This window comes from Paenarthrobacter sp. NPDC089988 (genome assembly GCF_044748465.1).
In the GTDB taxonomy this organism is placed as follows: domain Bacteria; phylum Actinomycetota; class Actinomycetes; order Actinomycetales; family Micrococcaceae; genus Arthrobacter.
This window is the reverse complement of sequence record NZ_JBIVGD010000008.1, coordinates 146,657-170,299: the sequence shown is the minus strand read 5'-3', so window position 1 is coordinate 170,299 and position 23,643 is coordinate 146,657. Positions and strand designations below refer to the sequence as shown.

General features: G+C 64.4%; 24 protein-coding genes. 19 read left to right on the top strand and 5 right to left on the bottom strand.

Going from position 1 to position 23,643, the window contains the following annotated elements; genetic code table 11:
• Positions 1–102: 102 nt before the first annotated feature.
• On the top strand, positions 103–1,122 hold the full coding sequence (fbaA, locus tag ACIPV6_RS11830) for a class II fructose-bisphosphate aldolase (RefSeq protein ID WP_400271062.1): 1,020 nt from the start codon (positions 103–105) through the stop codon (positions 1,120–1,122).
• Positions 1,122–1,544 carry a DUF3151 domain-containing protein gene (locus ACIPV6_RS11825; protein ID WP_400271061.1) on the top strand — a complete coding sequence of 141 codons (423 nt, stop codon included), beginning with the start codon at positions 1,122–1,124 and terminating at the stop codon, positions 1,542–1,544. The genes fbaA and ACIPV6_RS11825 overlap by 1 nt, the downstream gene beginning before the upstream one ends.
• 155 nt (positions 1,545–1,699) lie before the next feature.
• Here ACIPV6_RS11825 and ACIPV6_RS11820 read toward each other — a convergent pair whose 3' ends face one another.
• From ACIPV6_RS11820 to ACIPV6_RS11810, 3 genes are read right to left on the bottom strand one after another with little or no spacing between them, the layout of a single operon-like run.
• On the bottom strand, positions 1,700–2,515 hold the full coding sequence (locus ACIPV6_RS11820) for an ABC transporter ATP-binding protein (RefSeq protein WP_400271060.1): 816 nt from the start codon (positions 2,513–2,515) through the stop codon (positions 1,700–1,702).
• Complete coding sequence (fepG, locus tag ACIPV6_RS11815) at positions 2,512–3,576, bottom strand: iron-enterobactin ABC transporter permease (RefSeq protein WP_400271059.1); 1,065 nt, start codon at positions 3,574–3,576, stop codon at positions 2,512–2,514. Before fepG ends, ACIPV6_RS11820 begins: the two co-directional genes overlap by 4 nt.
• Entirely contained in the window at positions 3,573–4,676 is a 1,104-nt protein-coding gene (locus ACIPV6_RS11810) for an iron chelate uptake ABC transporter family permease subunit (protein ID WP_400271093.1), read from the bottom strand. Before ACIPV6_RS11810 ends, fepG begins: the two co-directional genes overlap by 4 nt.
• A 213-nt stretch (positions 4,677–4,889) precedes the next feature.
• Between ACIPV6_RS11810 and ACIPV6_RS11805 the strand changes: the two genes are divergently transcribed.
• Positions 4,890–5,855 carry an ABC transporter substrate-binding protein gene (locus tag ACIPV6_RS11805; RefSeq protein ID WP_400271092.1) on the top strand — a complete coding sequence of 322 codons (966 nt, stop codon included), beginning with the start codon at positions 4,890–4,892 and terminating at the stop codon, positions 5,853–5,855.
• Positions 5,856–6,013: 158 nt separating this feature from the next.
• Here ACIPV6_RS11805 and ACIPV6_RS11800 read toward each other — a convergent pair whose 3' ends face one another.
• Positions 6,014–6,646: a uracil-DNA glycosylase gene (locus ACIPV6_RS11800; protein ID WP_397326365.1), complete on the bottom strand. Its 633-nt coding sequence runs from the start codon at positions 6,644–6,646 to the stop codon at positions 6,014–6,016.
• Positions 6,647–7,007: 361 nt separating this feature from the next.
• On the opposite strand from ACIPV6_RS11800, the gene ACIPV6_RS11795 reads away from it, so the two are divergent.
• From ACIPV6_RS11795 to ACIPV6_RS11740, 12 genes are all read left to right on the top strand, one after another.
• Positions 7,008–7,625 (top strand): SipW-dependent-type signal peptide-containing protein, encoded by a 618-nt coding sequence (locus tag ACIPV6_RS11795; RefSeq protein ID WP_400271058.1) that lies wholly within the window; start codon positions 7,008–7,010, stop codon positions 7,623–7,625.
• Between the two features lie 3 nt (positions 7,626–7,628).
• A complete protein-coding gene (locus ACIPV6_RS11790) occupies positions 7,629–8,303 on the top strand; it encodes a SipW-dependent-type signal peptide-containing protein (protein WP_400271057.1) in 675 nt (224 codons plus the stop codon).
• Positions 8,300–8,848 (top strand): signal peptidase I, encoded by a 549-nt coding sequence (locus ACIPV6_RS11785; RefSeq protein ID WP_400271056.1) that lies wholly within the window; start codon positions 8,300–8,302, stop codon positions 8,846–8,848. Before ACIPV6_RS11790 ends, ACIPV6_RS11785 begins: the two co-directional genes overlap by 4 nt.
• Before the next feature lie 33 nt (positions 8,849–8,881).
• The gene (locus tag ACIPV6_RS11780; protein WP_400271055.1) at positions 8,882–9,412 is read left to right on the top strand and encodes a hypothetical protein; all 531 of its coding nucleotides are present in this window, start codon (positions 8,882–8,884) and stop codon (positions 9,410–9,412) included.
• 229 nt (positions 9,413–9,641) lie between these two features.
• Positions 9,642–10,931, top strand: coding sequence for an adenylosuccinate synthase (locus tag ACIPV6_RS11775; protein ID WP_400271054.1), 1,290 nt, complete (start codon positions 9,642–9,644; stop codon positions 10,929–10,931).
• A gap of 144 nt (positions 10,932–11,075) precedes the next feature.
• Positions 11,076–12,524: an MFS transporter gene (locus ACIPV6_RS11770; RefSeq protein ID WP_400271053.1), complete on the top strand. Its 1,449-nt coding sequence runs from the start codon at positions 11,076–11,078 to the stop codon at positions 12,522–12,524.
• Between the two features lie 35 nt (positions 12,525–12,559).
• Entirely contained in the window at positions 12,560–13,426 is an 867-nt protein-coding gene (locus ACIPV6_RS11765; protein ID WP_400271052.1) for an SMP-30/gluconolactonase/LRE family protein, read from the top strand.
• Between the two features lie 59 nt (positions 13,427–13,485).
• Entirely contained in the window at positions 13,486–14,826 is a 1,341-nt protein-coding gene (locus ACIPV6_RS11760; RefSeq protein WP_400271051.1) for an MFS transporter, read from the top strand.
• Between the two features lie 171 nt (positions 14,827–14,997).
• Complete coding sequence (locus ACIPV6_RS11755; RefSeq protein WP_400271050.1) at positions 14,998–15,993, top strand: Gfo/Idh/MocA family protein; 996 nt, start codon at positions 14,998–15,000, stop codon at positions 15,991–15,993.
• Between the two features lie 65 nt (positions 15,994–16,058).
• A complete protein-coding gene (locus ACIPV6_RS11750; RefSeq protein WP_400271049.1) occupies positions 16,059–17,351 on the top strand; it encodes a DUF6379 domain-containing protein in 1,293 nt (430 codons plus the stop codon).
• A 21-nt stretch (positions 17,352–17,372) separates the two neighbouring features.
• Entirely contained in the window at positions 17,373–18,521 is a 1,149-nt protein-coding gene (locus tag ACIPV6_RS11745; RefSeq protein WP_400271048.1) for a DUF6379 domain-containing protein, read from the top strand.
• Complete coding sequence (locus ACIPV6_RS11740; RefSeq protein ID WP_400271047.1) at positions 18,476–18,853, top strand: hypothetical protein; 378 nt, start codon at positions 18,476–18,478, stop codon at positions 18,851–18,853. Before ACIPV6_RS11745 ends, ACIPV6_RS11740 begins: the two co-directional genes overlap by 46 nt.
• A gap of 103 nt (positions 18,854–18,956) precedes the next feature.
• Here the strand turns inward: ACIPV6_RS11740 and ACIPV6_RS11735 are convergent, their stop codons facing one another.
• On the bottom strand, positions 18,957–19,904 hold the full coding sequence (locus ACIPV6_RS11735) for a LysR family transcriptional regulator (protein WP_400271046.1): 948 nt from the start codon (positions 19,902–19,904) through the stop codon (positions 18,957–18,959).
• A 196-nt stretch (positions 19,905–20,100) separates the two neighbouring features.
• Here ACIPV6_RS11735 and ACIPV6_RS11730 point away from each other — a divergent pair, with 196 nt between their 5' ends.
• The 4 genes from ACIPV6_RS11730 to ACIPV6_RS11715 are packed head-to-tail and all read left to right on the top strand — an operon-like array spanning position 20,101 to position 23,614.
• The gene (locus tag ACIPV6_RS11730) at positions 20,101–21,387 is read left to right on the top strand and encodes an ABC transporter substrate-binding protein (RefSeq protein WP_400271045.1); all 1,287 of its coding nucleotides are present in this window, start codon (positions 20,101–20,103) and stop codon (positions 21,385–21,387) included.
• Positions 21,388–21,441: 54 nt separating this feature from the next.
• Positions 21,442–22,401 (top strand): carbohydrate ABC transporter permease, encoded by a 960-nt coding sequence (locus tag ACIPV6_RS11725; protein ID WP_400271044.1) that lies wholly within the window; start codon positions 21,442–21,444, stop codon positions 22,399–22,401.
• A gap of 2 nt (positions 22,402–22,403) precedes the next feature.
• Complete coding sequence (locus ACIPV6_RS11720) at positions 22,404–23,240, top strand: carbohydrate ABC transporter permease (RefSeq protein WP_400271043.1); 837 nt, start codon at positions 22,404–22,406, stop codon at positions 23,238–23,240.
• Positions 23,241–23,242: 2 nt separating this feature from the next.
• Positions 23,243–23,614, top strand: a complete 372-nt coding sequence (locus tag ACIPV6_RS11715; RefSeq protein WP_400271042.1) for a nuclear transport factor 2 family protein — start codon at positions 23,243–23,245, stop codon at positions 23,612–23,614.
• Positions 23,615–23,643 lie beyond the last annotated feature (29 nt).

Sequence of the window (23,643 nt, the reverse complement as noted above, 5' to 3'; positions counted from 1 at the left end):
CGGAAACACGGCGCCCGGATGGTTGTCGCTAGGATGGTGCTAGCCGTAAGCGGTCTACTCCAGGGTCACCAACCCACAGACGAATTCAGCATAGGAGTCACCATGCCCATTGCAACCCCAGAGATTTACTCCGAGATGATCGACCGCGCAAAGGCTGGCGGCTTCGCCTTCCCTGCGGTCAACGTGACGTCGTCGCAGACTCTGAACGCTGCGATCCGCGGTTTCGCCGAGGCCGAATCCGACGGCATCATCCAGGTTTCCACCGGTGGCGCAGCCTACTGGTCCGGTGCCTCCGTCAAGGACATGGTGGCCGGTTCCCTCGGCTTCGCCGCGTTCGCACGCGAGGTTGCCAAGAACTACAACGTCAACATCGCCCTGCACACGGACCACTGCCCGCAGGACAAGCTGGAGGGCTTCGTCCTCCCGCTGCTGGCCGCGTCCGAGGAAGCCGTCAAGGCCGGCAAGGACCCGATCTTCAACTCGCACATGTGGGACGGCTCGCACGAGACCCTGGAAGACAACCTGCGCATCGGCCGCGAACTGCTGCAGCGCGCGGCTGCCGCCAAGATCATCCTCGAGGTGGAAATCGGCACCGTCGGCGGTGAGGAAGACGGCGTGGAGAACGAGATCAACGACAAGCTCTACACCACCACCGAGGACGCCCTGGCCACCATCGAAGCCCTGGGCGCCGGCGAGAACGGCCGCTACCTGACCGCACTCACCTTCGGCAACGTGCACGGCGTGTACAAGCCGGGCAACGTTAAGCTCCGCCCTGAACTGCTCAAGCAGATCCAGACCGAAGTCGGCGCCAAGATCGGTAAGGAAAACCCCTTCGACCTGGTCTTCCACGGCGGTTCCGGTTCCACCGAGCAGGAAATCGCTGACGCTGTGTCCTTCGGTGTCATCAAGATGAACATCGACACCGACACCCAGTACGCGTTCACCCGCCCGGTGGCCGGCCACATGCTCGCCAACTACGACGGCGTACTGAAGGTGGACGGCGGTTTGGGCAACAAGAAGACCTACGACCCCCGCGTCTGGGGTGCTTCGGCCGAGGCCGGCATGGCAGCACGCATCGTCGAGGCCGCCCAGCAGCTCGGATCGGCTGGCAAGACGTTCTAATGTCCGACGAATTCCGCAAGAACCTGATGGGGCCGGAGCCCACGCTCCTGCCCGCCGAAACAGAGGTTTACCAGCACCTTGCCCTCGGCAAGGAAGCACTGGACCTCGTGGCGCAAAACCCCACATCGTCCCTGCTGTGGGCCATCCTCGCCGAGGAAGCCTGGGCAGAGGGCCGGACCATCGAGTCCTACGCCTACGCCCGCGTTGGTTACCACCGCGGCCTGGACTCATTGCGCCGGAACGGTTGGCGCGGCGTCGGCCCCATCCCGTGGGAGCACGAGCCCAACCAGGGCTTCCTGCGTGCGCTCTACGCGCTGGGCCGTGCGGCCTCTGCCATTGGCGAGGCCGAAGAGCCGGAGAGGATCGAGAAGTTCCTGAACGACTCGGACCCCAAGGCCAAGGCAGCGATCGAAGCACGCTAACGCAAGAACAGACGGCGGCGACCCCCACCGAACTGGTGTGGGTCGCCGTCGTCGTTAACCCGCCCAGGGGGCCCGCCTGCCCAACTGACTGGCAGTAGTGGTTGCTATGAGCCCTGAAAACAACCACTAATGCGAGCTACTTGGGGTCCGGGAAGCTAGTTAGGCAAAGTGCGCGGGCGTCCGAGCGGCACCACCAGCGGAGTGTGCGTGACGGGGTCCTCGATGATCCGGCAGGCCATGCCGAACACTTCCTCCACCAAGGACTCGGTGATCACGTCAGCGGGCGGGCCTTCGGCCACCACCGCTCCGTCCTTCATGGCGATGATGTTGTCCGCATAGCGGCTGGCATGGTTGAGGTCGTGCAGGACGGCAACCAGGGTGTGTCCCTTGTCCAGGTTGAGCTCGCGGCACAGTTCCAGCAGCTCGATCTGGTGTGCGATGTCCAGGAAGGTGGTGGGTTCGTCGAGGAGCAGGAGCGGAGTCTGCTGCGCCAGCACCATGGCTACCCAGACGCGCTGGCGCTGGCCGCCGGACAGTTCGTCCACCAAGCGCCCGGACAACGCCGAGACACCAGTGGCCTCCATGGCCTCAACGACAGCGGCTTCGTCCTCCGGGCTCCATTGCCGCAGCAGCTTCTGGTGCGGGTACCGGCCCCGGGCCACGAGGTCCGCCACGGTGATGCCGTCCGGTGCGATGGACGATTGCGGCAGCAAGCCAAGGCGCCGCGCAAGTTCCTTTGCCGGCAACGCGTGAACGGACTTGCCGTCCAGCAACACCTGCCCGTCCCGTGGCTTGATCAGGCGGGCGAGCGCCCTCAGAAGCGTCGATTTGCCGCAAGCGTTGGGACCAACGATCACCGTGAACGAGCCCTCGGGGATCCGGACGTTAAGGTTCTCCGAGATGATGCGTTGCTCGTAGCCGATGGTCAGGGCCTCGGCGCGAAGCTGTGGGGCAGGCGTTGCGATGGTCATGATTTCCTTGCTTCCCTGGCCAGGAGCCAAACGAGGTAGATACCGCCGATGCACACCGTCACGACGCCCACGGGCAGTTGGATCGGGGCGAACAGGCGTTGTGCCGCGAGGTCGCTCCCGGCGAGGAGCAGCGCACCCATGAAGGCTGATGGCAGCAACGTGATGCCGGCGCTCCGGGTCAGCCGGCGGGCCAATTGCGGAGCCGCGAGGGCCACGAAAGCGATGGGGCCGGCCACCGCGGTGACAGCCGCAGTCAGCGCGACACCAAGGATCAGCAGCAGCAAACGGGTCGGTTCCGCGCGAACGCCCAGTGCGCGTGCGGCGTCGTCGCCCATTTCCAGCAGCTGCATGCGGCGGGCGGCTCCCAGCGTTGCCAAGCCCACCACAACAATCACGACGGCGGCGGGCGCCGCTTGCTCCCACGTGATGCCGTTGAGGGACCCTGCTCCCCAGACGGCGGCGGCCAGGGCTGCTTCAAGCTCGGCTTGGAGGATGAGCCAATGGTTGAGGGCCGCGAGCATGGCACTGATGCCGATGCCGACGATGATGAGCCGGAAGCCCTGCGAGCCACGGCGGAAGGCGAGCAGGTACACCGCGATCGCCGTGAGCACGCCGCCAACCAGCGCTCCTGCAGCGACTCCCAGATAGCCTCCGCCAAGGGTCAGCATCACCAGAAGCGCTCCCGTGTACGCGCCGGTGTTGAACCCGATGATGTCCGGGCTGCCCAGCGGGTTGCGGGTCATGGATTGGAAGACGCCGCCGCTCATGCCCAGGGCGGCGCCGAAAACGAGCGCGGACAGGACCCTGGGGAGCCGCCACTCCATCACGATGGTCTGGGCGAACCCCGGTGCATCGCCAGCGAATGCCTGCAGGACCTGCGGCACGGAAACCTCGTAGTCGCCGGTGGACAGGGAAACCACGGCAACGGCAAGTGCCGCCACGAGGAGGGCGAAGCAGACCAGGATGCTCCGCACATCGAACCGGACGCTGAGGGAACGCACGCGTAACAAGACGGTGGAGCGGCCAAAGTCGATGCCCGGCCGGGAGTCCAAACGTGTCACAGCCCGCTCACCTTCCTGCGCCGGGCCAGCGCGATCAGCACGGGTGCGCCAACGAACGCGGTGACAACACCTACGGGCAGTTCGCCGGGCGCAGCCACCCTCCCCACCACGTCCGCCACCAGCAGGAGCGTGGGGGAAAGGAGCAGCGTGGTGGCCAGGATCCAACGCTGGTCCGGTCCTACGATCCACCTGGCAACGTGCGGGATCATGAGTCCGACGAAGCCGATGGCGCCGGCCCCTGCGGTCGCGGCTCCGCTGAGGAGCGTGATTGCGACGACGCCCAGGATCCGCGTCCGGTTGACGCTCGCGCCGAGGGAGGTGGCCAGGTCGTCGCCGAGTGCCACGGCGTTGAGCCCACGCACACAGGACAAGGCGATCAGGAGTCCTGCGGCAATAAACGGGGCCACGGTGGTCACGGCTTCCATGCTTCGGGTGTCCAGCGAACCGATGCTCCATGACCGCAAATGGTCGAATGCCTTGGGATTGAGCAGGGTCAGTCCGGAACCGATGCCTGTCAGCACCGCTCCCAGGGCCACCCCGGCCAAGGTGAGCCGGATGGGATTCACCACATTCCGGCCCGAGGTTCCGATCAGGTAGACGGCGGCCGTGGTCAGGATTGCTCCGAAGAACGCGAACCAGATGTAGCCGCCCAGCGACCCGATCCCGAGGATGCCGATGGCCAGCACCATGGCAAATGAGGCGCCGGCGTTGACGCCGAGGATGCCGGGGTCGGCCAGCGGATTACGGGTGATGGCCTGGATGAGCGCGCCGGACACGCCGAGCGCAATCCCGGCCACGATCCCCATCAGCGTGCGCGGAAGGCGGCTTTGCAGAATGATCCCGTGGTCCGCGATGTTCTGTGGATGGGTGAACGCATCCAGGATGGTGGACGCGGGAATGAACTTTGCGCCCACGCCGAGGCTGAGGAGCGCGGCGCCGAGCAGGGCGGCAGCGGCCACGGCAAGGATCAGGACACGCCACCGGTTCTTGCGTACGACGCCGGACCCCGGGTTCGCGGTGTCGGCCGCGGGGGCGGTGGCAGGCGGCCTACCGTCGCGTGCTTCGGTGGCCGGGGCCGTCACGTTGGACACAACAAACACCACTCCGGAGGACTCGGCTAAGGATCTGGGGGCACCTGCGTGACTCTCACGCGTTACGCAGGCGTGCCTTAATTAGGTTAGCCTTACTCCGTGAAAAATGACGATTCTGAAGTACAGCAGCGCCGCAACGCCGGTGCACGCGCATATAACCGTGGGTGGGCCCTTGTCCGTGGGCGCGGCCTGGCCGTGAAGGCTGGTGCAGCTGTGCTGGCCATGGCCCTGCTTGCCGGTTGCGGCACCAGCGGTGGCTCCGGTTCCAGTGCCGGCAACGCCGATGTTGCCACCGGTGGCTCCAAGTTCACCACCGCGGACCAGGAAACGGCCAAGCTGGGCACTGACGCTGCGCCAGGCGTCTTCCCCCGCACGCTCACCCACGCCAACGGGGAAACCACCCTGGAGAAGAAGCCCAGCCGCGTAGTGGTCCTGGACACCGGCGAGCTGGACGACGTCGTAACCCTGGGCGTAACCCCTGTGGGCATGGCCACCACGGAAGGCGCCAACCCGGTCCCCACCTACCTCGCGGACAAGGTCAAGGGCGTGCAGTCGGTTGGCACCATCCAGAACCTCAACCTGGAAGCCATCGCCGCGCTGAAGCCGGACCTCATCCTGGGAAGCCAGCTTCGCGCGGACAAGCTCTACAAGCAGTTGTCCTCGATCGCTCCCACGGTGTTCAGCATCCGCCCCGGCTTCCCGTGGAAGGAAAACTTCCTCCTGGTGGGCAAGGCCCTCGGCGAGGAAGACAAAGCCATCAAGGCGCTCAACGATTATCAGGCAGAGGCCGACGCCCTGAAGAAGGACGTCAAGGGCGATCCCAAGATCTCCCTGGTGCGCTTCCTTCCCGGCAAGATCCGGCTGTACGCCAACAAGTCCCTGATCGGCGTGATCCTGAAGGACACCGGCCTGGCGCGACCGGACAACCAGAACATCGATGAACTGGCGGCCGAGGTCTCGGCGGAAAACATCGAGCAGGGCGATGCTGACTGGATCTTCTACAGCAGCTACGGCGATCCTGCGGCCACAGGTGAAACGTCGGTGGTTGAAGGTGCCGTGTGGCCCACGCTCGGCGCAGTCAAGGCCGGCCACGCCAAGCAGGTCAACGACGACGTCTGGTTCCTCGGCCTCGGCCCCACAGGCGCCCAGCTCATCCTCAAGGACCTCCGCACCATGCTGGTCGGCTAGGACCACAACGCAACATCACCAGCACCCCCAACGAAAAGCGACCCTCACCGAAAAGGTGAGGGTCGCCGTCGTCGTTAACCCGCCCAACTGACTGGCAGTAGTGGTTGCTATGAGCGCTCAAAACAACAACTGCGAGCCAGTTGGGGAAAAGGCGGGAACTAGGCCTTGCGGGGGATGCCCGTGCGTGCCATGGCTTCGGCGTAGGCGGCGTGGATGGCGTCCAGGTATTCCTGCTGGCGCTCGGGGGTTCCGGCGAAGGAACGGCCACCGAGCGAGCGGACCTTGAACGTCTTGAAACCGCGGCGGGCGATGCTCGCAGGTGCGGCCTTCATGAGCTGGTCGGCCAGGCGGTGTGCCTCGTTGCCGTGCGCCACCAGGGCCGACGTGCGCGGCAGGAGCTGGAGCAGGCGCAGGAGCGGTTTGAGGCCTTCGGTGATGTTGGCGGGGGTGAGCTTGCCCGGTTCCTCGTTGGGTTCGATCCACGGGTAGGCGTTCCACGGAATGACATACTCCGGACGCAGGCCGAGCTGCCACTGCATGCCGAGCATGCGCGTGGTGGCCTCGTCATCGCCGGGCTTGATAAAGCCCTCGCCGGACGTGGTGCGCTGGTTGGAGAAAAGGCTGACGATGCGGCAGTCGTCCATGCTGTGTGCGGGGTCGATGTAGAGGACCTCGCTGCCTGGCTTCTGTTCCTTCAGGGAATCGCACAGTCCGTTGACCTCGGCGATGTGGTCTTCGTAACGGCGGTTCCAGAGGAGTTGTTCGGGTGAGTCAATCGCCAGGTCTTGCATCAGAAGTTTGGTCTCCTAGGTGTCACAGCGCGCACCAATCGAACCGGCCGCGGACATGGCGCAGCGGACGCTCAAAGGGTGCTGTTGGGGGCTGGTTAACCTTACCGGACTGTGGAGGTGGTACTGTCCCGCCTCCGGCGTGCCGACCGAATAAGACGCGGCGTGTTGCCGCCAGGCGTGGCGGAGATCTCTCCGGCGGCAGGATCCTCCCAACGAAACATTTCCGCAGGTCAGCGGTCTTATCGTTGACTTTGCCCAAGCCAAGTGATGGGTTGGAGGTATCGGTTTTGGGGGAAACCGCACCCCCTCGCCAAGGTTCCGCGCCGGAACCGCCAGCAAACATCGAACGTGGGGGTACAAAGTGGTTGCAACACACGAAGCGTCGCCGGATATCGATCAGCGGCCAGGCAAGGCTCCGAAAATCCGTGCCGTCCTGGCTGGCGGCCTGGTTCTGGGAGTGGGCGCAGCCATCACCCTGGCTGCCTGGAACGACTCCGAATTCGCCCAAGGAACCTTCACCGCGGGTGCCTTCAACCTCGAAGGAAGCACCGACGGCACCGCCTTCGCCGAACATCCCGCCGGCTCACCGGCCACGCTGAGTTTCACGGCGAACCCGGGCAGCCTCGCGCCCGGCGACGTGGTCACCGCACCCTTCGCCGTGCGTTTGGATGACGCGACCACCAACGACGCCACCGTCACTGTGTCCACCGAAGCCTCCACCGGTTCCCTGACCGGGCTCACGTACTCATTGACACGCTCGACGGCGTTCGGTTGCGGCGAGGCGGTCACCGGCACTTTGGTGACTGCCGGCCAGGCTTTGGGCACGACGCCGGGGAGCGTCACCTTCGCTCTAACGCAGGGCGCAGAGGCCGACCCGGGAGATGCCGTCAACCTCTGCTTCAGGATCACGGCAGATGCCAATCTGGTCCAATCCCAAACCGGGACCACCACCTGGGAATTCGCGGCGGAATCCCAGTGATCCATGGGCATCCAACACTCAGCGACGCGCCGCGGAAAGAGGCAGCGGCGCGAGGTGTTCCTGTGCCTCCGGGCACTCCTTGCCGGGGCCTTGGCGCTGGGAGTAGGCGGCTCGGTCACCCTGGCAGCATGGACTGACAGCGACTACGCCACGGGGAGTTTCGGGGCCAGTGTCTTCGTCACCGAATCCAACGTCACCAAGCCCTACAGTGCGGCCGGAACGTGGAGCACCAACGACGTGGCGCCTGGCGGGGCCCTGGTCTTCACCGCCACCGCGATGAGCCCCGGAACGGTTGCGTACGCACCGTTTGCCATCCGGACCAAGGCGAATTCCGTGGCCGGGGAAGTGGTGCTTGGCGTCCCAGCCGTCACCAGCAGCGGAACCGGCACCTCCGACCTCGGAGCCGCGTTGCGGTACCGCGTGGTCCGCTCAGCCACGTGCGACGCTTCCGCCTTTACCGGGACGCCCGCCTTCGTGGTGGGCAGCGACGGCGCCAAGCCCTTCACGCAAGGGCAAGCGGCCGGCGTCGTGAATCCACTCGCGGCCGCCACCGCAACGTTGCCGGGGGCGCCCACGCAGTTCTGCTTCGAAGTGACGCTGCCCGTGGGGGCGAACAACGCCCTCCAGGGCCAGACGGCGACGGCCACCTGGCAGTTCACAGCTGCCTCGAGCTCATGAGCCACAGCCCATGGCCCCGCCGGCTCCGCGAAGGCCTGCTGAACATCGCCGCCGCCGGTGGTGCCGTGTGCATCCTGGCCGTCCTCGCCGCCGTGGTGTTCAACATCTCCCTTGTCCTGTTCAAGACCGGCTCCATGTCGCCGGCCATATCTGCGGGTTCGCTGGCCGTGGTCCGCGAAGTTCCGGCGGCCGACATCCGGATTGGTGATGTCGTCACCGTGGACCGGGCCGGGAAGTTGCCAATCACGCACCGCGTGCTGACCATCGAGCCCGCGGAAGGGGAAGCCCGGACCATCACCATGAAGGGCGACGCCAACGCCGAACCCGATCCCGCGCCCTACGTGGTTGACCGGGTCCGCGTCGTGCTGTGGTCCGTGCCCGGGCTCGCCTACCCGCTCGCCGCGGCCGCACATCCAGTGGTCCTTGGCGCCACCACGGTGGCCGTTGCAGCGCTGGTGACGTGGGTGTTGTGGCCGCGGTCCCGGCGTCGGCCGCGTACGGAACAGCAAGGTGGGCGCAAGGGCGGACGGCATGCGGCTGCGTAGTTGGGGCGGGACCGGGTTCCGGGGCGGGCGCGCATGAAAGCTCGCATGGTGCTGGCCGGGCTTGCCGTGGCATTGGGGATGGTGTTGTCCGCAGCGGGCCCTCCGGCGGTCACCGAAGCGGCGTGGGAGCAGAACGCCTATGCGACGGGCAGCTTTGGCACCGTCACCATTCCGGCGCCAACGCTCAACGGCCAGTGCACGTACAACCCGGGGCCCCTGGGACTGAACTCGTTTGTGCGGATCTTCTGGTTGCCACCGGAGGGCTACACCGTGGCCCAGGCCGAGATGCAGGCGTCCACCAGCGGGCTGGGCTCCGCCCTGGCCCCCTTGACCGGATACAACCTGGCTACCAACACCACGGGGGACGCCACTACTGGGTACATCACGGACGTCCGGACCAATCTGCTGGGCGGACTCCTGGGCCTGGGGACTGAGCTTCAACTGGCGATCGTGATCAAGGATCCCACCACTGGGTGGACCTCAAAATCCGCGTCCGTGGCATCCAACGCCGGCCTGATCGGCGGGCTTGGCGGGAACTGCAGGAACCTGCCTGCGGGTTCCTGATGCCGTACAAGACCACAAGCCGGCCCGCCGCCATCAAAACTTCACGCGACCGCCGTCGAACGCTCCTTGACACCAGACTTTCAGGGCTCATCGGCTAAACTTGGCTGGTAAGAGCCCCGAACCTCTTGCGTTGGCCGCCGTCCTGGTGGCCACACCGGTAACCTCGGGGCATTCTCATGTACGGCGCCCAGCCACAGCGGCTCGGCCCGAAAGAATGGGGGAGGATCCCATGCCCGCAATCGTGATCGTCGGAGCCCAGTGGGGCGACGAAGGCAAAGGCAAAGCAACCGACCTGCTCGGTGGCCGCGTTGACTACGTGGTCAAGCCCAACGGCGGAAACAACGCCGGGCACACCGTGGTTGTTGGCGGTGAGAAGTACGAGCTCAAGCTCCTTCCCGCAGGCATCCTGAGCCCCAACGCCATTCCGATTATTGGCAACGGTTGCGTGGTGAACCTCGAGGCCCTCTTCCAGGAGATCGACGGCCTCGAAGCCCGCGGCGCCGATACCTCCCGCCTGCGTGTTTCCGCCAATGCCCACCTGGTTGCGCCGTACCACCAGGTGCTGGACAAGGTGACCGAACGCTTCCTCGGCAGCCGCGCCATCGGAACCACCGGCCGCGGCATCGGCCCCGCCTACATGGACAAGGTGGCCCGCCTGGGCATCCGCGTCCAGGACGTCTTCGACGAGTCCATCCTCCGCCAGAAGGTGGAAGGCTCGCTGCGCCAGAAGAACGAACTGCTGGTCAAGATCTACAACCGCCGCAGTGTTGTGGTCGACGAGATCGTGGAGTACTTCCTGTCCTTCGCCGAGCGACTGCGCCCGCTGGTTATCGACAGCACCCTGGAACTGAACAACGCCCTGGACGAGGGCAAGGTGGTGCTCATGGAAGGTGGCCAGGCAACGTTCCTGGACGTGGACCATGGCACCTACCCGTTCGTCACCTCCTCCAACCCGACGGCCGGCGGCGCTTCCGTTGGTTCCGGCATCGGCCCCACCCGCATCTCCCGCTCCATCGGCATCATCAAGGCCTACACCACGCGTGTTGGTGCCGGCCCGTTCCCCACAGAGCTGTTCGACGAGATGGGCGTGTACCTGCAGAAGACCGGCGGTGAGTTCGGCGTGAACACCGGACGTCCCCGCCGCTGCGGTTGGTACGACGCCGTCCTGGCCCGCCACGCCTCCCGCGTCAACGGCTTCACGGACTACTTCGTCACCAAACTGGATGTGCTCACGGGCATCGAGCAGATTCCCGTGTGTGTTGCCTACGACGTCGACGGCGTTCGCCACGACGAGATGCCCATGACGCAGACCGAGTTCCACCACGCCGTGCCCATCTTCGAGTACTTCGACGGCTGGACCGAGGACATCACCGGCGCCCGCACCCTGGAAGACCTCCCCGAGAACGCCCGCAACTACGTGCTGGCCCTCGAGAAGCTCTCCGGCACGCGCTTCTCCGCGATCGGCGTCGGCCCGGACCGCGACCAGACGATCGTGGTGCACGACCTCATCAACGACTAACTGCCAGTCAGTGATTTACGACGGCGGCGGGCCACCTCGGGTGGTCCGCCGCTTTTGTCCTTCCGGGGACTAATTCCGTAACCACCGCGGTTACCACCTTGAGGGGACGGAAACACGGTACGAACGCGACGGGACAAGACATACATGACTACAGAAACTGCCGACGGAGTCGGGTTCCGTTCCAAACGAGGGCCCATCCTCGTTGCCCTGATGCTGTCCACTGGGCTCGTGGCCATTGATTCCACGATCGTTGCCACGGCCGTCCCGTCGATCGTTGGGGACATCGGCGGCTTCTCGTCCTTCCCCTGGCTTTTCTCGGCCTACCTGTTGGCGCAGGCCGTGTCCGTACCGGTGTACGCGAAGCTCTCAGATGTCCTGGGCCGCAAACCGATCATTCTCAGCGGGATCGCGCTTTTCCTGCTCGGCTCCATCCTCTGTGGACTGGCGTGGAGCATGCCTGCCCTCATCGCCTTCCGTGTGCTTCAGGGTCTTGGCGCGGGTGCGGTCCAGCCGGTATCCATCACCATCGCCGGCGACATCTACACCCTCGCCGAACGCGCCAAAGTGCAAGGCTACCTGGCCAGCGTGTGGGCTATTTCCTCGGTGGTGGGTCCCACGCTGGGCGGCGTGTTCGCTTCGCTGGGCATCTGGCGCTGGATCTTCCTGATCAACATCCCGCTGTGCCTCCTGGCCGGCTGGATGCTCGCCCGCACCTTCCACGAAGACGTCAAAAAGACCACGCACCGCATCGACTACCTCGGCGCAGTCCTTCTTACCACCGCGCTGAGCCTCCTGATTCTCGGGGCGCTGGAAGGCGGCCAGGCCTGGGCCTGGAACTCGCCCGTCAGCATCGCGGTTTTCGCTACAGGGACCGTGCTGCTTGCCGCCTTCCTTCTGGTGGAGAGGAAAGCAGCCGAACCGGTTCTCCCGCCCTGGGTGGTCTCCCGCAGGCTGTTGTCGACGACGGCGATGATCGCCTTCGGAATTGGCGCGGTGATGCTTGGCCTCACATCCTACGTGCCGACCTTCCTTGAAGGAGCACTGCAGACTTCACCGCTCCTGGCCGGTCTGGCCCTGGCGGCGTTGACCCTTGGCTGGCCCATCAGTGCCTCCCAGGCAGGCCGTTTCTACCTGCGGATCGGCTTCAGGCGCACAGCCCTGATCGGCATTTCCATCACGGTGGTGGGAACCGGCATTCTGGCCCTCACGGCGTCCGCCCCAAGCGTCCTGCTGGTCGCCGCCTCGTGCTTCGTCGTGGGCCTGGGCCTCGGGCTGGTAGCCACCCCAACACTCATCGCCGCCCAGTCGAGCGTCGAATGGAACGAGCGCGGTGTGGTCACGGGCACCAACCTCTTTGCCCGGTCCATTGGCAGCTCCATCGGCGTGGCGGTGTTCGGCGCCGTGGCCAACGCGATCTACGCCAACGGCGGCGGGCCGAATCCGCAATCAACCGTCCAGGCCTCAAGTGCCGTGTTCCTCGCCGTCCTGATCGGCGCCGTGCTCACCGTCGTCGCGGTCATCGCCATGCCGGAAGCGGGTGCCAAGAGTCCCGAGGCAGCCCCTGAGACGGATGCGGTGCGCTCGCAGGACTAGGCTCTATCGCGGGGTCACAACGGAAAGGTCACCGCATGGAACTGATCACGGGCACGCTTGAAAAGGTCTTCGAGGGCACCATCTGGGCGGAGGGTCCTGTGTGGATTCCACAGTCCCAAACCGTCCGCTGGAGCGACATCCCCAACAACAGGATCCTTGAGTACAGCCCGGAGTCAGGCCAAACGCGTGAGTACGCCACCGCCGTCGAATTCACCAACGGCCGTACCCTGGACCGCGACGGCAGCGTGGTCCAGTGCAGCCACGGGCGGCGCCGCGTCGAGCGGGATCACGACGGCGTGGTGTCGGCAATCGTCGATTCGTTCGGCGGGCACCGGCTCAATTCGCCCAACGATGTTGTGGTGGCCAGGGACGGGACGGTGTGGTTCACGGATCCGCCCTACGGCATCCTGCCCGGGACCGTGGAGGGCCACGAGGGGGAGCAGGAATACGGCGGTTGCTACGTGTTCCGCTTCGACCCTGCCACCCGGGAACTGACACCGGTGGTCACTGACCTCATCCATCCCAACGGGCTGGCGTTCTCTCCGGACGAGTCCGTTCTGTACGTTGCGGACACCGCCGGACCGGACCGGGGTTCGCCGTTCAGGATCGCGGCCTACCCGGTCGAGAACGGGACGTGCGGAACCGGGCGGACATTCGTGGAACTCGAGGACGATAAGGTTTCGGACGGTTTCCGGGTGGACGTCGAGGGCAGGGTCTGGACATCCGCCGGCGCTTCGGTGCGGGTTTACGCGCCCGACGGCGGCCTGCTGACCGCCGTCGATGTTCCCGAACGCGTTTCCAACCTGTGTTTCGGTGGGCCGGACGGCCAGGACCTGTACCTCACCGCGACGACTTCCCTGTACCGGTTGCGAACATCGATGCGGGATACCGTCAGCCCCTAGCGCTCGCCGCCCCGATGGACGATCATCGGGAGAAACGCGGTTCAAGCCAAGGACAGGCCATGAAGGACACCAACAACGTCGTGGGGGATCCAGTCCAAGCTACCGCCGCCTTCAAGCGGCGCTTCATGTACAGGATGGTCTTCGTCCTGGCCGGAGGCATGTTCCTTGACGGCTACATCCTGGGCATTTTTGGTCCCGTAACGGGCTCCATGACGGAGGATTTGGAGCTTTCCACGCTCTGGGAAGGACTGATTGCCGCTGGCCCGCTGTTCGGGATTCTCCTGGGCTCACCCATTGGCGGTTGGGCGGGAGACAAGTTCGGCCGGAAGCCCCTGTTCCTGATCGACATGAGCCTGTTCGTCGTGGCGTCGGGTGTCCAGTTCTTCGTCGACTCGCCCGAATGGCTCTTTGCTGTCCGCTTCGCGATGGGCGTGGCCATCGGTGTCGAGTACTCCGTTGGGTGGCCGCTTATGTCCGAGTTCGCTCCGGCACGGCTGCGGGGACGGCTCCTGGGGCTGACCCTGGTGGCTTGGTACGCCGGGTTCATGCTCGCCTTCCTCTTTGGCTACTTGCTGGAGCAATTCACGGTTGTGGATTGGCGTGTCATCCTGGGCAGCAGCACCCTCATTGCCGTGGTGTTGTTCGTTTTCCGCATCGGCCTACCCGAATCGCCCCGTTGGCTCTGGAACCAGGGGCGGCGGGATGAGGCCATGGCGGTGGCCCACAGGTACATGGAAAGCCCTGACGAAATGGCTGACGTGCAGCGGGAAGACACCAAGCATGGGACGTTCTCCATGCTCTTCTCGCGGCAATACTGGCGGTCCACGCTGTTCGTCTCCATGTTCTGGTTCTGTGGCGTGGCCCCATACTTTGCAATCGCCACCTTCGCTGACAGCGTGCTGAGCGGTTACGGGCTCGGCGGTGGGTTGGCCGGTGGCGTCGGGCTTTCGGCCGTTGCCCTCGTCGCTGTGATCATCACGGTTCTCCTGGTGGACAAGGCCGGCCGGCGCGCCATGACCGTCCCGCCCCAGTGGGTTGCCGCCGTCGTGCTTGCCGTCATTGGACTGTGGGGCGGTGCGCCGCCGTTGGCGGTGCTGATCCTGTTCCTGGTGTTTTCCTTCGTCAACGCCATGTACAACACGCTCACCGGCATCTATCCGGGCGAGGTCTTCCCCACGGAGATCCGCGGGATCGGCACGGGCTTCGCTGCGGCCGTCAGCCGGGTCGGCGCGGGCCTGGGTACCTTCCTGCTGCCGTGGTCCATGGTGAACCTCGGCTCCGCGACCACCATGTTGATCGCCTCCGGCGTCGCGTTCCTCGGTGCTGGCCTCTCCCAATGGCTGGCACCGGAGACGAAAGGGAAGAGCCTGACGGAGGCGGCCGCGGGCTTCTCGCACTAAAACTGGCGGCGGATTCCTCCCCGACATCTGGCATTAGTCGTGGCTAGAGTCGACCCACGCCATTGCTTATGTCGAAATCCAACATTAGACTGTTTCAAACCAGACTAAGTGGCATCCGCGGCTTCCACGCTCGATGCCTCCTTGGACCAGACGACAAGAGGAGAAGCCCTAATGACGAGTCCCTTGCTGCGGGTCGGGATCTTCGGGACTGGAAGCATCGCCGAGCGGGCCATGGTTGAGCCCTCCAGCCTGGTCGATAGCGTCCAAGTAGTAGCCGTGGGGTCCCGCGACCCTGAGCGGGCACGGGCGTTCGCCGATCGTTTCGGAATCCAGGCGGCCGGTGACTATGCCAGCGTCATGGCCGATCCCGACGTCGATCTTGTCTATGTGGCCCTGCCGCCCACCGTTCACGCGCAATGGGCGGTGGCTGCCCTCGAAGCGGGAAAGCACGTGCTCTGTGAGAAGCCGCTGTCCGCAAATGGTACGGATGCCAAAGCCATCGCGGATGCTGCGGCGGCCAAGGGCCGCTCGGCCTTCGTCGGCTTCCACTACCGGCTCCACCCCTTCACCCAGCGGCTCCTGAAGGTCATCCGATCAGGGCAGCTCGGAGATATCCAGGATGTCGAGATCGACTTCAGCATTCCCCATTTTGTGGTCAAGCCGGGCAATATCCGGTTGAACGGTGCCCTGGGAGGCGGCGCTGTCATGGACGTTGGCTGCTACGCGATTGATCTTCTCCGGGCTGCCTGGGGTGAGGCGACGGTGGAGTCGTCCACGTCCAAGCTCTACGACGACGATCCTCGCGTAGATATGGAGACCGACTTCGTGCTCGCTTTCACGTCCGGCATCAAGGCCCGGGTCCGGGCGTCCTTCCTTGGCGACGACAAGGGGCGGATGTCGCTGGATATCGTCGGCTCCAACGCATCGCTGCACGCCACCAGCGTGATCGTTCCCCAGTGGGGTGCCACTCTGCGCGTGGTCGCCGGAGACTCGGTGCTCATCGACGAAAAGGCTACCGAAGGGGAGTCGAGCTATGTAGCTCAGCTTGAGCACTTGGTGGAGGTGCTCGGTGCGGGCTCTCCCACACCGCTCGGTGCCGCCGACGCAACGGCCACCATGGCACTCGTCGACGACGTCTACCGGGCTTCGGGGCTACAGCCCCGCTGATTATGAACAGCGGGGTTTCCTTCTTGTCCCAGAGAAATCCTTATAACCAGAGAGAAAGAGCAACGATGCTTCTCGAACGCGACCTCATCCAGGCCACCGGCTTCCGCAACGTCCGCGACGGCGATCGCGTGACAGGGTTCCAATTCCGGGTGCGCATGCCCTCTTACCGGGGCATGGCTGCCTCCCTCATTGATGGCATCGCCGTGCGGGTGGGCAACCTCGTGGATGTACCTGCTGACGTTCCGTCGTGGACCCTGCAGGGCAAGACGTACACGCTGCAGGAACTATGGGCCAGCGAGGGAGTGCGCTGGCAGCTGGATGAGGCCGCTACCGTGACGGTTCCCCTTGAGGGAGGGCTGCCCCAAGGCGTCCACGAACTCCAGATCGAGCTGAAACTGCGCATGTCCTACATTCCCGTGGAACACCAGCCCTCGGTTTACCGGGAATCCCGCTGGATCACGCTTGGCCCGGAAGGCGGGAATGGCGTGTTCCGCTATGGCGTGTCCCTCTACAGCTTCATGCACGATTTCGGCACTGTCCTCGACCTGGAGACCGCGTTGGCGGCCGTGGCAGATACCGGGGCCACCGGCGTCGAGATCCTGGGCGAGGGCCACGTGCCGGGCTATCCGGAACCCACCACCGAATGGATCGACCAGTGGTTCAGCCTGCTGGAGAAGTACTCGCTGGAGCCCACCAACTATGGATCCTGGATCGACACGAGGCTCCGTCCCGGCGTGGCCATGACTGCCGAAGAAGGCGCCGCGGCGCTGCAACGCGATCTGCGCTTGGCCAACCGCCTGGGCTTCGGTTTTGTGCGGCCCAAGATCGGCGTCGTCTCCAGCGACCTGATCCCGGACCCCATCTGGACCGAATCCGTGGAACGCTCGCTGGACGTGGCCCACGAGCTGGATGTTGTGATCTGCCCCGAGATCCACTCGCCGACTCCCATTAAGCACCCCGTGGTGGACGACTACATCAACCTGATCGAGCGCACGGGGACCAAGAACTTTGGCCTGTTGATCGATACCGGCATTTTCCAGGACCGGCCCATTCCGTTGCGCGCGGGCGAAACCCGGGAAACCCGTCCGGCCTTCCTCGATGGCATTGGCGTGGACCCGGCCGATTTCGCCGACGTCGCGAAGTACGTGGTGTTTGTCCAGGCCAAGTTCCACGACATCGACCAGAACCTTGAGGACCAGCAAATCCCGTGGCGCCCTGTGCTCAAGGCGCTCAAGGACTCGGGTTACGACGGCTACCTGTCCAGCGAATACGAGGGCGAACGGACCCCGTGGCGCTCCATCGAGCAGGTACGACGCCAGCATTCACTCCTCCGCAACATTGCCGCCGAACTCGCCTGACCCTCACAGCAAGGACCAACCATGCCCAACGGACTCATTCAAGAAGACAGCCTCCGTCCACACCCGGACGGCCTCGCCGTATCACTGACCCTGCCCTGGTACCGGAGCCTGTGGTTGTCCTCGGTTTCCACCCTGAAACTCACGGTGGATGGCGAGGAGATTCCGCAAGGGGACCTCTCCCTCCAGTTTGGCGGTAAGACGTATTCGCTGGCCGAACTGCCTGCCCAGTCGGAAACGCTGTGGTTCCTCCAGGAACATCCGCTCCTGGTTGTCCGACGCCCGATCCCGGTGTCCCCGGGCGAAAAGCACACGGTGCACATCTTTGGCGAACTTCGCCTCCCCTACATGCAGATCGCACCGGGCCAGGACGGCGGACCGGGAATGTACGTGCCGAACTTCGTGAACCAGGCGCTGGAACTGACAGTGGTGGACGCGGATGCGCCGGCACCGAAAAGCACGACGGCGGTCACCCCGGCGCCGCCGAAAGCGGACGAAGACCCGTTCCACTTGGGACTGACACTCTATTCGGCCAGCGCGGAATTCCGGGCCGGCTGGTACGACTTCGACGGCTTGCTTAACCGTGTGGCGGAACTGGGCATTGGGCCGGGTATCGAGATTGTTGCCTCCCAAGTGCTTCCGACATACCCGGAGGTCAGCGACGACTTCGTCCGGTCCTGGCAGGCTGCGTTCGACAAGCACGGCTTCGACGCAAGCTCTTTCGGCGCCAACCTGGACATGGGACGGCGGCGCGACCGGGACATGACCCCGGACGAAGAATACGACTTCACCGAGACGCTGTTCCATGGAGCAAAGAAGCTCGGCTTCCCGCTGGTGAGGATCCAGAGTGCCAAGCCCGCCCTGCTGCGACGACTGCTCCCGTTGGCAGAGCGATTGGAATTGAAGCTGGCCTACGAAATCCACGCTCCGCTTGGCCCCAACTCGCCGGAGATCATGAAGGTCCGGGACGTCTACGAGGAATTGAATTCCCCCTTCTTGGGTTCGTGGCGGACTTCTCTTCCACCATGCACAGCATGTCGCCCACGTTGCTCCGGGCCGTTTCCCGTGCCGGCCTCGATGGGGAAGCGCTGGAGCGCCTTCAAACCATCTGGGCCACGGATGCTTCCATGCGGGAACGCCAGGAAGAATTCATCGGCTACTTGCGAAGCCTAGACTTTGATCCGGCGCGGTTGGGCTCTTTCGCCCACCTTGCCTTCAACATGCACGGCCACGTCAACCCGCGCGAATGGGCAGACATCATGCCGCAGATCATGCATGTCCACGCCAAGTTCTATGACATCGACGAGCACGGCAACGAGCCGGCCATCGACTACCCGGAGCTCGTCAGGGTGTTCGTCGAGGGCGGCTACCGGGGCTATTGGTCGAGCGAATGGGAGGGCCATGCCTTCGCCGAGTTGGGCGAAGTGGATCCGTTGCTGCTGGTCCGGAAGCAGCATGACCTGATCCGCCGCAGCATGCGTGCTGCGGTAACCGCTGCGGTGTAACCCGGCGGCCCATCAACGCAAACGTCAAGCCTGGTCGGATTTCCGGCCAGGCTTGACGTGCTGGCCCCTGCTGCTGGTCCCTACTGCCGGGCCGCCGCCGGGATCAGTCTTCGGCGACGGCGTCGGTTCCGGAAGCCACGATTGCTGCTGCCTCTTCGAATAGACCCCGCATCCAAATGTGCTCCGAGTCCGCGTTGTGGACCGGGTGCCACCAGAGGGCGTTGACCAAGGGGGTGGCCGGGAACGGCAACGGCAAGACCCGAACGCCGCCCAGCCGCCGGGCGATCGGGGCCAACGCCGCCTGGATCAGCCCGATCCTGTTGGTGCCGGCCACGAAGTGGGGGAGTGCCTGGAAGCTCTCCACCACTACCTCCACGCGGGGCTCGATGCCCAGCTGTTGGATCTGCCGTTCCGCGGAGGTGAAGGCGGAACGCGATTGGTAAGTCATCACCCAAGGCAGTTGCGCGATGTTGTCCATGGAGACAGCTTCGCCTACCTCCTGGTTGGTCTCGGAAACGACGGCCAACCAGTCGTCGCGCCAGAGGTCCACAAAGGGCAGCCCGGTGAGGATGCCGTGCGGAATCACCATGCCGTCGGCCGCCCGGAGGCGGTTGGCTGCGTCTTCCACCACCACGGGGTTGTGGAGCATGAAGCGGAAGCGGACGCCCGGAGCACGCTCGGCCGCAAGCTCCGAGACCACACGGCCAACCGTGGTGAACCCGTAGTCCGAGCCATAAATGGAGAACTCCCGGGCTGATTCGTTGGGCTCCCAACTGGCCTGGCTCTCGAAGACCCGGCGGGCGGCGTCCAAGGCCATGGTGGTGTGCTCGGCGAGGCGCAACGCAAAGGGCGTGAGCTCGTAGGTGTTGCCGCGGCGGGCCAGGATGGGATCCCCGAAGTGGTTGCGCAGGCGTGCGAGCGAGGCGCTTAAGGCGGGTTGGCTCAGGTGCAGGCGCTCTGCTGCGCGGGTCACGCTGCGCTCGGTGATCAGGGCATCCAGGGACGTGAGCAGGTTGAGATCAAGCCTGGAGAGCAGGGAGTGGTCCGTCACAACGGGCATCCTTCGAGTCGGGGCCGGGGGCGTCTTTCCGCCTGATGAGGGCGCAGCACGTTCATCTTAACTCAGAGCAGCCGGACTTATGTGCGGTATCCGAAATACTTATGTGTCTTTCTGGCAGATGCCATGCATACTGGTGAGTGACCGGGGTCACGGACCCCGCCAGACAAAGAAGTCAGAAAGGCTGAACATGACACAGCACCGCTTCCGGGGACTCAAGCTCGGCGTCCTCGTTATCCCAACCGCTGCTGCACTTGCACTCACGGGCTGCTCGAACTCCGCCTCGACGGGCAGCAACGGTGGTTCCAAGGAATTCTCCTTGACGTTCTCCACCTCCAACACCATCGAAAGCCCCTTCCAGAAGCTGGGCGAGCAGTACATGGCTGCACACCCTGACGTGAAGATCACGTTCAACGCACAGCCCAACGACTCCTACGACCAGACGGTCCGCACCCAGTTGCAGGCAGGCAACGCCTCGGACGTCATTGTTACCTCTCCCGGATCAGGCACTGGCCGGAGCATCCTCCCCCTCGTGGAAGCGAACTTCCTGGAACCGCTGGATGATTCAGCAAAGAACCTGGTTCCGGTGGGCAGTGAAGCGCTGTTCGGCAAGGACGGCAAAGTCTACGGCCAGGCCGCAGAAATGACCGTTGTTGGCTTGGTGGTGAATGAAACCGCCGCGAAGGCCTCCGGTGTTGCCGACTTCCCCACCGACTTCGCAGGGCTGGAAAAGCAGTGCTCCACGCTTGGCTCCGCCAACAAGTCCTTCTTCGCCCTGGCCGGCTCAGCCGCACCGAATACGGGCTTGATGGCGATGTCTCTTGCCGCGTCCCGCGTGTACGCGGAAGACCCCAAGTGGAACGAAAAGCGGGCCGCCAACCAGACCAAGTTCGCCGATTCACAGGGCTGGAAGGACTCCCTCGAAGCAGTCAAGAAGCTGAACGACGCAGGCTGCTTCCAGAAGGGTGCAGCCGGTGCAGGCTTCGACGCCATCACCAAGGGCCTGGCCAGCGGCACCTCCGTTGCCGGCTTCGTACCCGCCCCGTCCTGGAAGCAACTCAAGACCGCCGCTGCTGATTCCGACTTCGTGGTCCGGGCACTTCCGTCCGAACAAAGCTCGGAGAAGGGCTTTGTCTACGCCAGCGCCAACTACTCCTTCTCCATCAACGCCGCCTCCAAGAATAAGGACGCAGCCAAGGCGTTCCTCGATTGGGCAGCCCAGCCGGAGCAGACCAAGGCTTTTGCCGAGATCGACGGCGCCCTCCCGGTCAGTGGCTTGGATACCTATGACTACGCTTCCGGCGCCTACAAGAATGTGGGCGACCTCATCAAGGACGGAAAGTACGGTCCGCTTCCCAACAGCCAGTGGCCGAACTCCGCTGTCTACGACGCCCTCGCCACCGGTGTCCAGGGACTCCTGACCGGCCAGAAGTCCGTTGACCAGGTCCTGCAGGCCATGGATTCGGCCTGGGGCTAAGCCGGTTCCTACTACCACCGTTCGCTCTACTCCAAGGGATAAGCAAGGATTACCATGACTGCGACGATGCAATCCAAGACCGAAGCAGCTGACGCTTCCCGGCGAGGCAAGCGCGCTCCGGGGACGGTCCGAAAGGTCCGTTCCCGGGGTGGGTCCCTGCAGTTCGGACACTGGTGGTGGGCCCTCCCGGGCATTGCCCTGGTGATCGCCATCCACTACGTGGCAACCGGCATCGGTGGCTACTTCGCCTTCACCAACTGGACCGGCATCGGTTCCTTCAAGGTAGTGGGACTGGCCAACTTCGAAGCCATTTTCAAGGACCCCACCAAGCTGGGCGCCTTGATGAACACCCTGTTCCTGGCTTTTTCCTCAGTCTTCATCGGCAACGTCGCGGGTCTCGTCATCGCGCTGGGCCTGAACCGGGTCCTGAAGACGCGCTACATTCTGCGCACCTTGTTCTTCATGCCCGTTGTGCTCAGCCCCCTGGCCACGGCTTACATCTGGAAGTACATCTTCGACTTCGACGGTCCCATCAACGTCTTCCTCCGCTCCATCGGAGCCGATGATCTCGCCAAACCGTGGCTCGCAGACCCCCAGTGGGCCATCTGGACGGTCTTGATCGTCCTGGTCTGGGGCTCCACCGGGTTCGCGATGGTGATCTTCATGGCCGGCCTGGCCAGTGTTCCGGTGGAAATCGAGGAAGCCGCCGCCATTGACGGCGCCAACCTGTGGCAGCGCTTCTGGAACGTGACGCTTCCAGCGATCCGTCCGGCCGTGGCCATCGCCACCACGCTCGGCATCGTCCAGGGGCTCCGGGTCTTCGATCCCATCATGGCCCTCACCGGTGGCGGTCCGGCCGGCGCAACCGAAACGCTGGCCACGCAGGTCTACAAGCAGGCCTTCGCCCTTGGAAACTTCGGTGGCGGCGCGGCACTGGCCCTGGTGCTCGCAGTAATCATCCTGATCTTTGCTGTCATCCAGCAGCGACTGACCCGCTCCAACCCGGAGGACTGACCATGTTCCGCTACACGAAACTCACCCTTCTGCGCGAAATCGGGTTGTGGGCCCTGGCCCTGCTCTTCCTGTCCCCGTTCTACTTCCTGGTGACCACGGCCTTGAAGCCCAGCAGCGAGATCTACACGACGTCGCCGCTGGCACCGCCGTCGAACCCTGACTTCAGCAACTTCACGGCGGTCTTGACTGCTTCCGGCAACTCCAATGTGGTCCTTGGCCTGGTGAACAGCGTGATCATCACGGCCGGCAGCATCCTGGGTCTCATCGCCCTCGGCTCCATCACCGGCTATGTCATCTCAAGGCACACCCGACGCTGGAGCAAGCTGGCCTATTATCTCTTCCTTGTTGCCATCATCCTGCCGGGCCAGCTCGGCGCGGTTCCCCTGTACATGGGCGCCCGTGCCCTGGGCTTGACCGGTTCTGCCTGGGGCTTGATTGTCCTCTACACGGGAATGCTGCTGCCGCTCTCGATCTTCCTGTACGCAAACTTCTTCCGCGGCCTGGGAACGGACTTCGAGGAAGCAGCAACCATCGACGGTGCCAGCAAGACGCAGATCTTCTCCAAGGTGGTCTTCCCCATGATGGCTCCGGCCACGGGAACGGTAACGATTTTCGCCGGCCTGATTGTATGGAACGACTTCTTCACCTCGCTGATCTTCCTGGGCGGCTCCAGCAACCAGACGCTTCCCGTGGCCATGTACTACTTCATCGGCTCGCTGGTGTCCCAATGGAATTCGATCTTCGCGATCGTGATCGTGTCCATGATCCCCATCCTGGCCCTGTTCCTCTTCGCCCAGAAGCGTTTCATCCAAGGCTTCTCCGGCGGCTTGAAGGGCTAGCGATGACGGACAACCGCGCCGCTTTCGAAAAGTTCGTGGACGTTTTCTACACGCAGAAGAGAGTCCGTGAGGCCTTCGACTTCCTGGTGGCCGAGGACTACATCCAGCACAATCCGAACATTCCGGACGGGCCGGAAGCGGCGATCACGGCGCTGACGCCCAAGTTCGATGGTTCGCCGGACGCACGCTTCGAGGTCCAGCGGATCCTCGTGGACGGCGACCTCGCCATGGTCCACGTCCGTGCCTCACACCCCGACCGCCCTGACGCTGCGGTGGCCGACATCTACAGGTTCGCCAACGGCAGGATCGTCGAGCACTGGGACGTTTTGCAGCCCGTTCCCGCAGACCCGGTCCACGACCACCCCATGTTCTAGAAACTCACTCTCGAGTCACAGGAGACAAC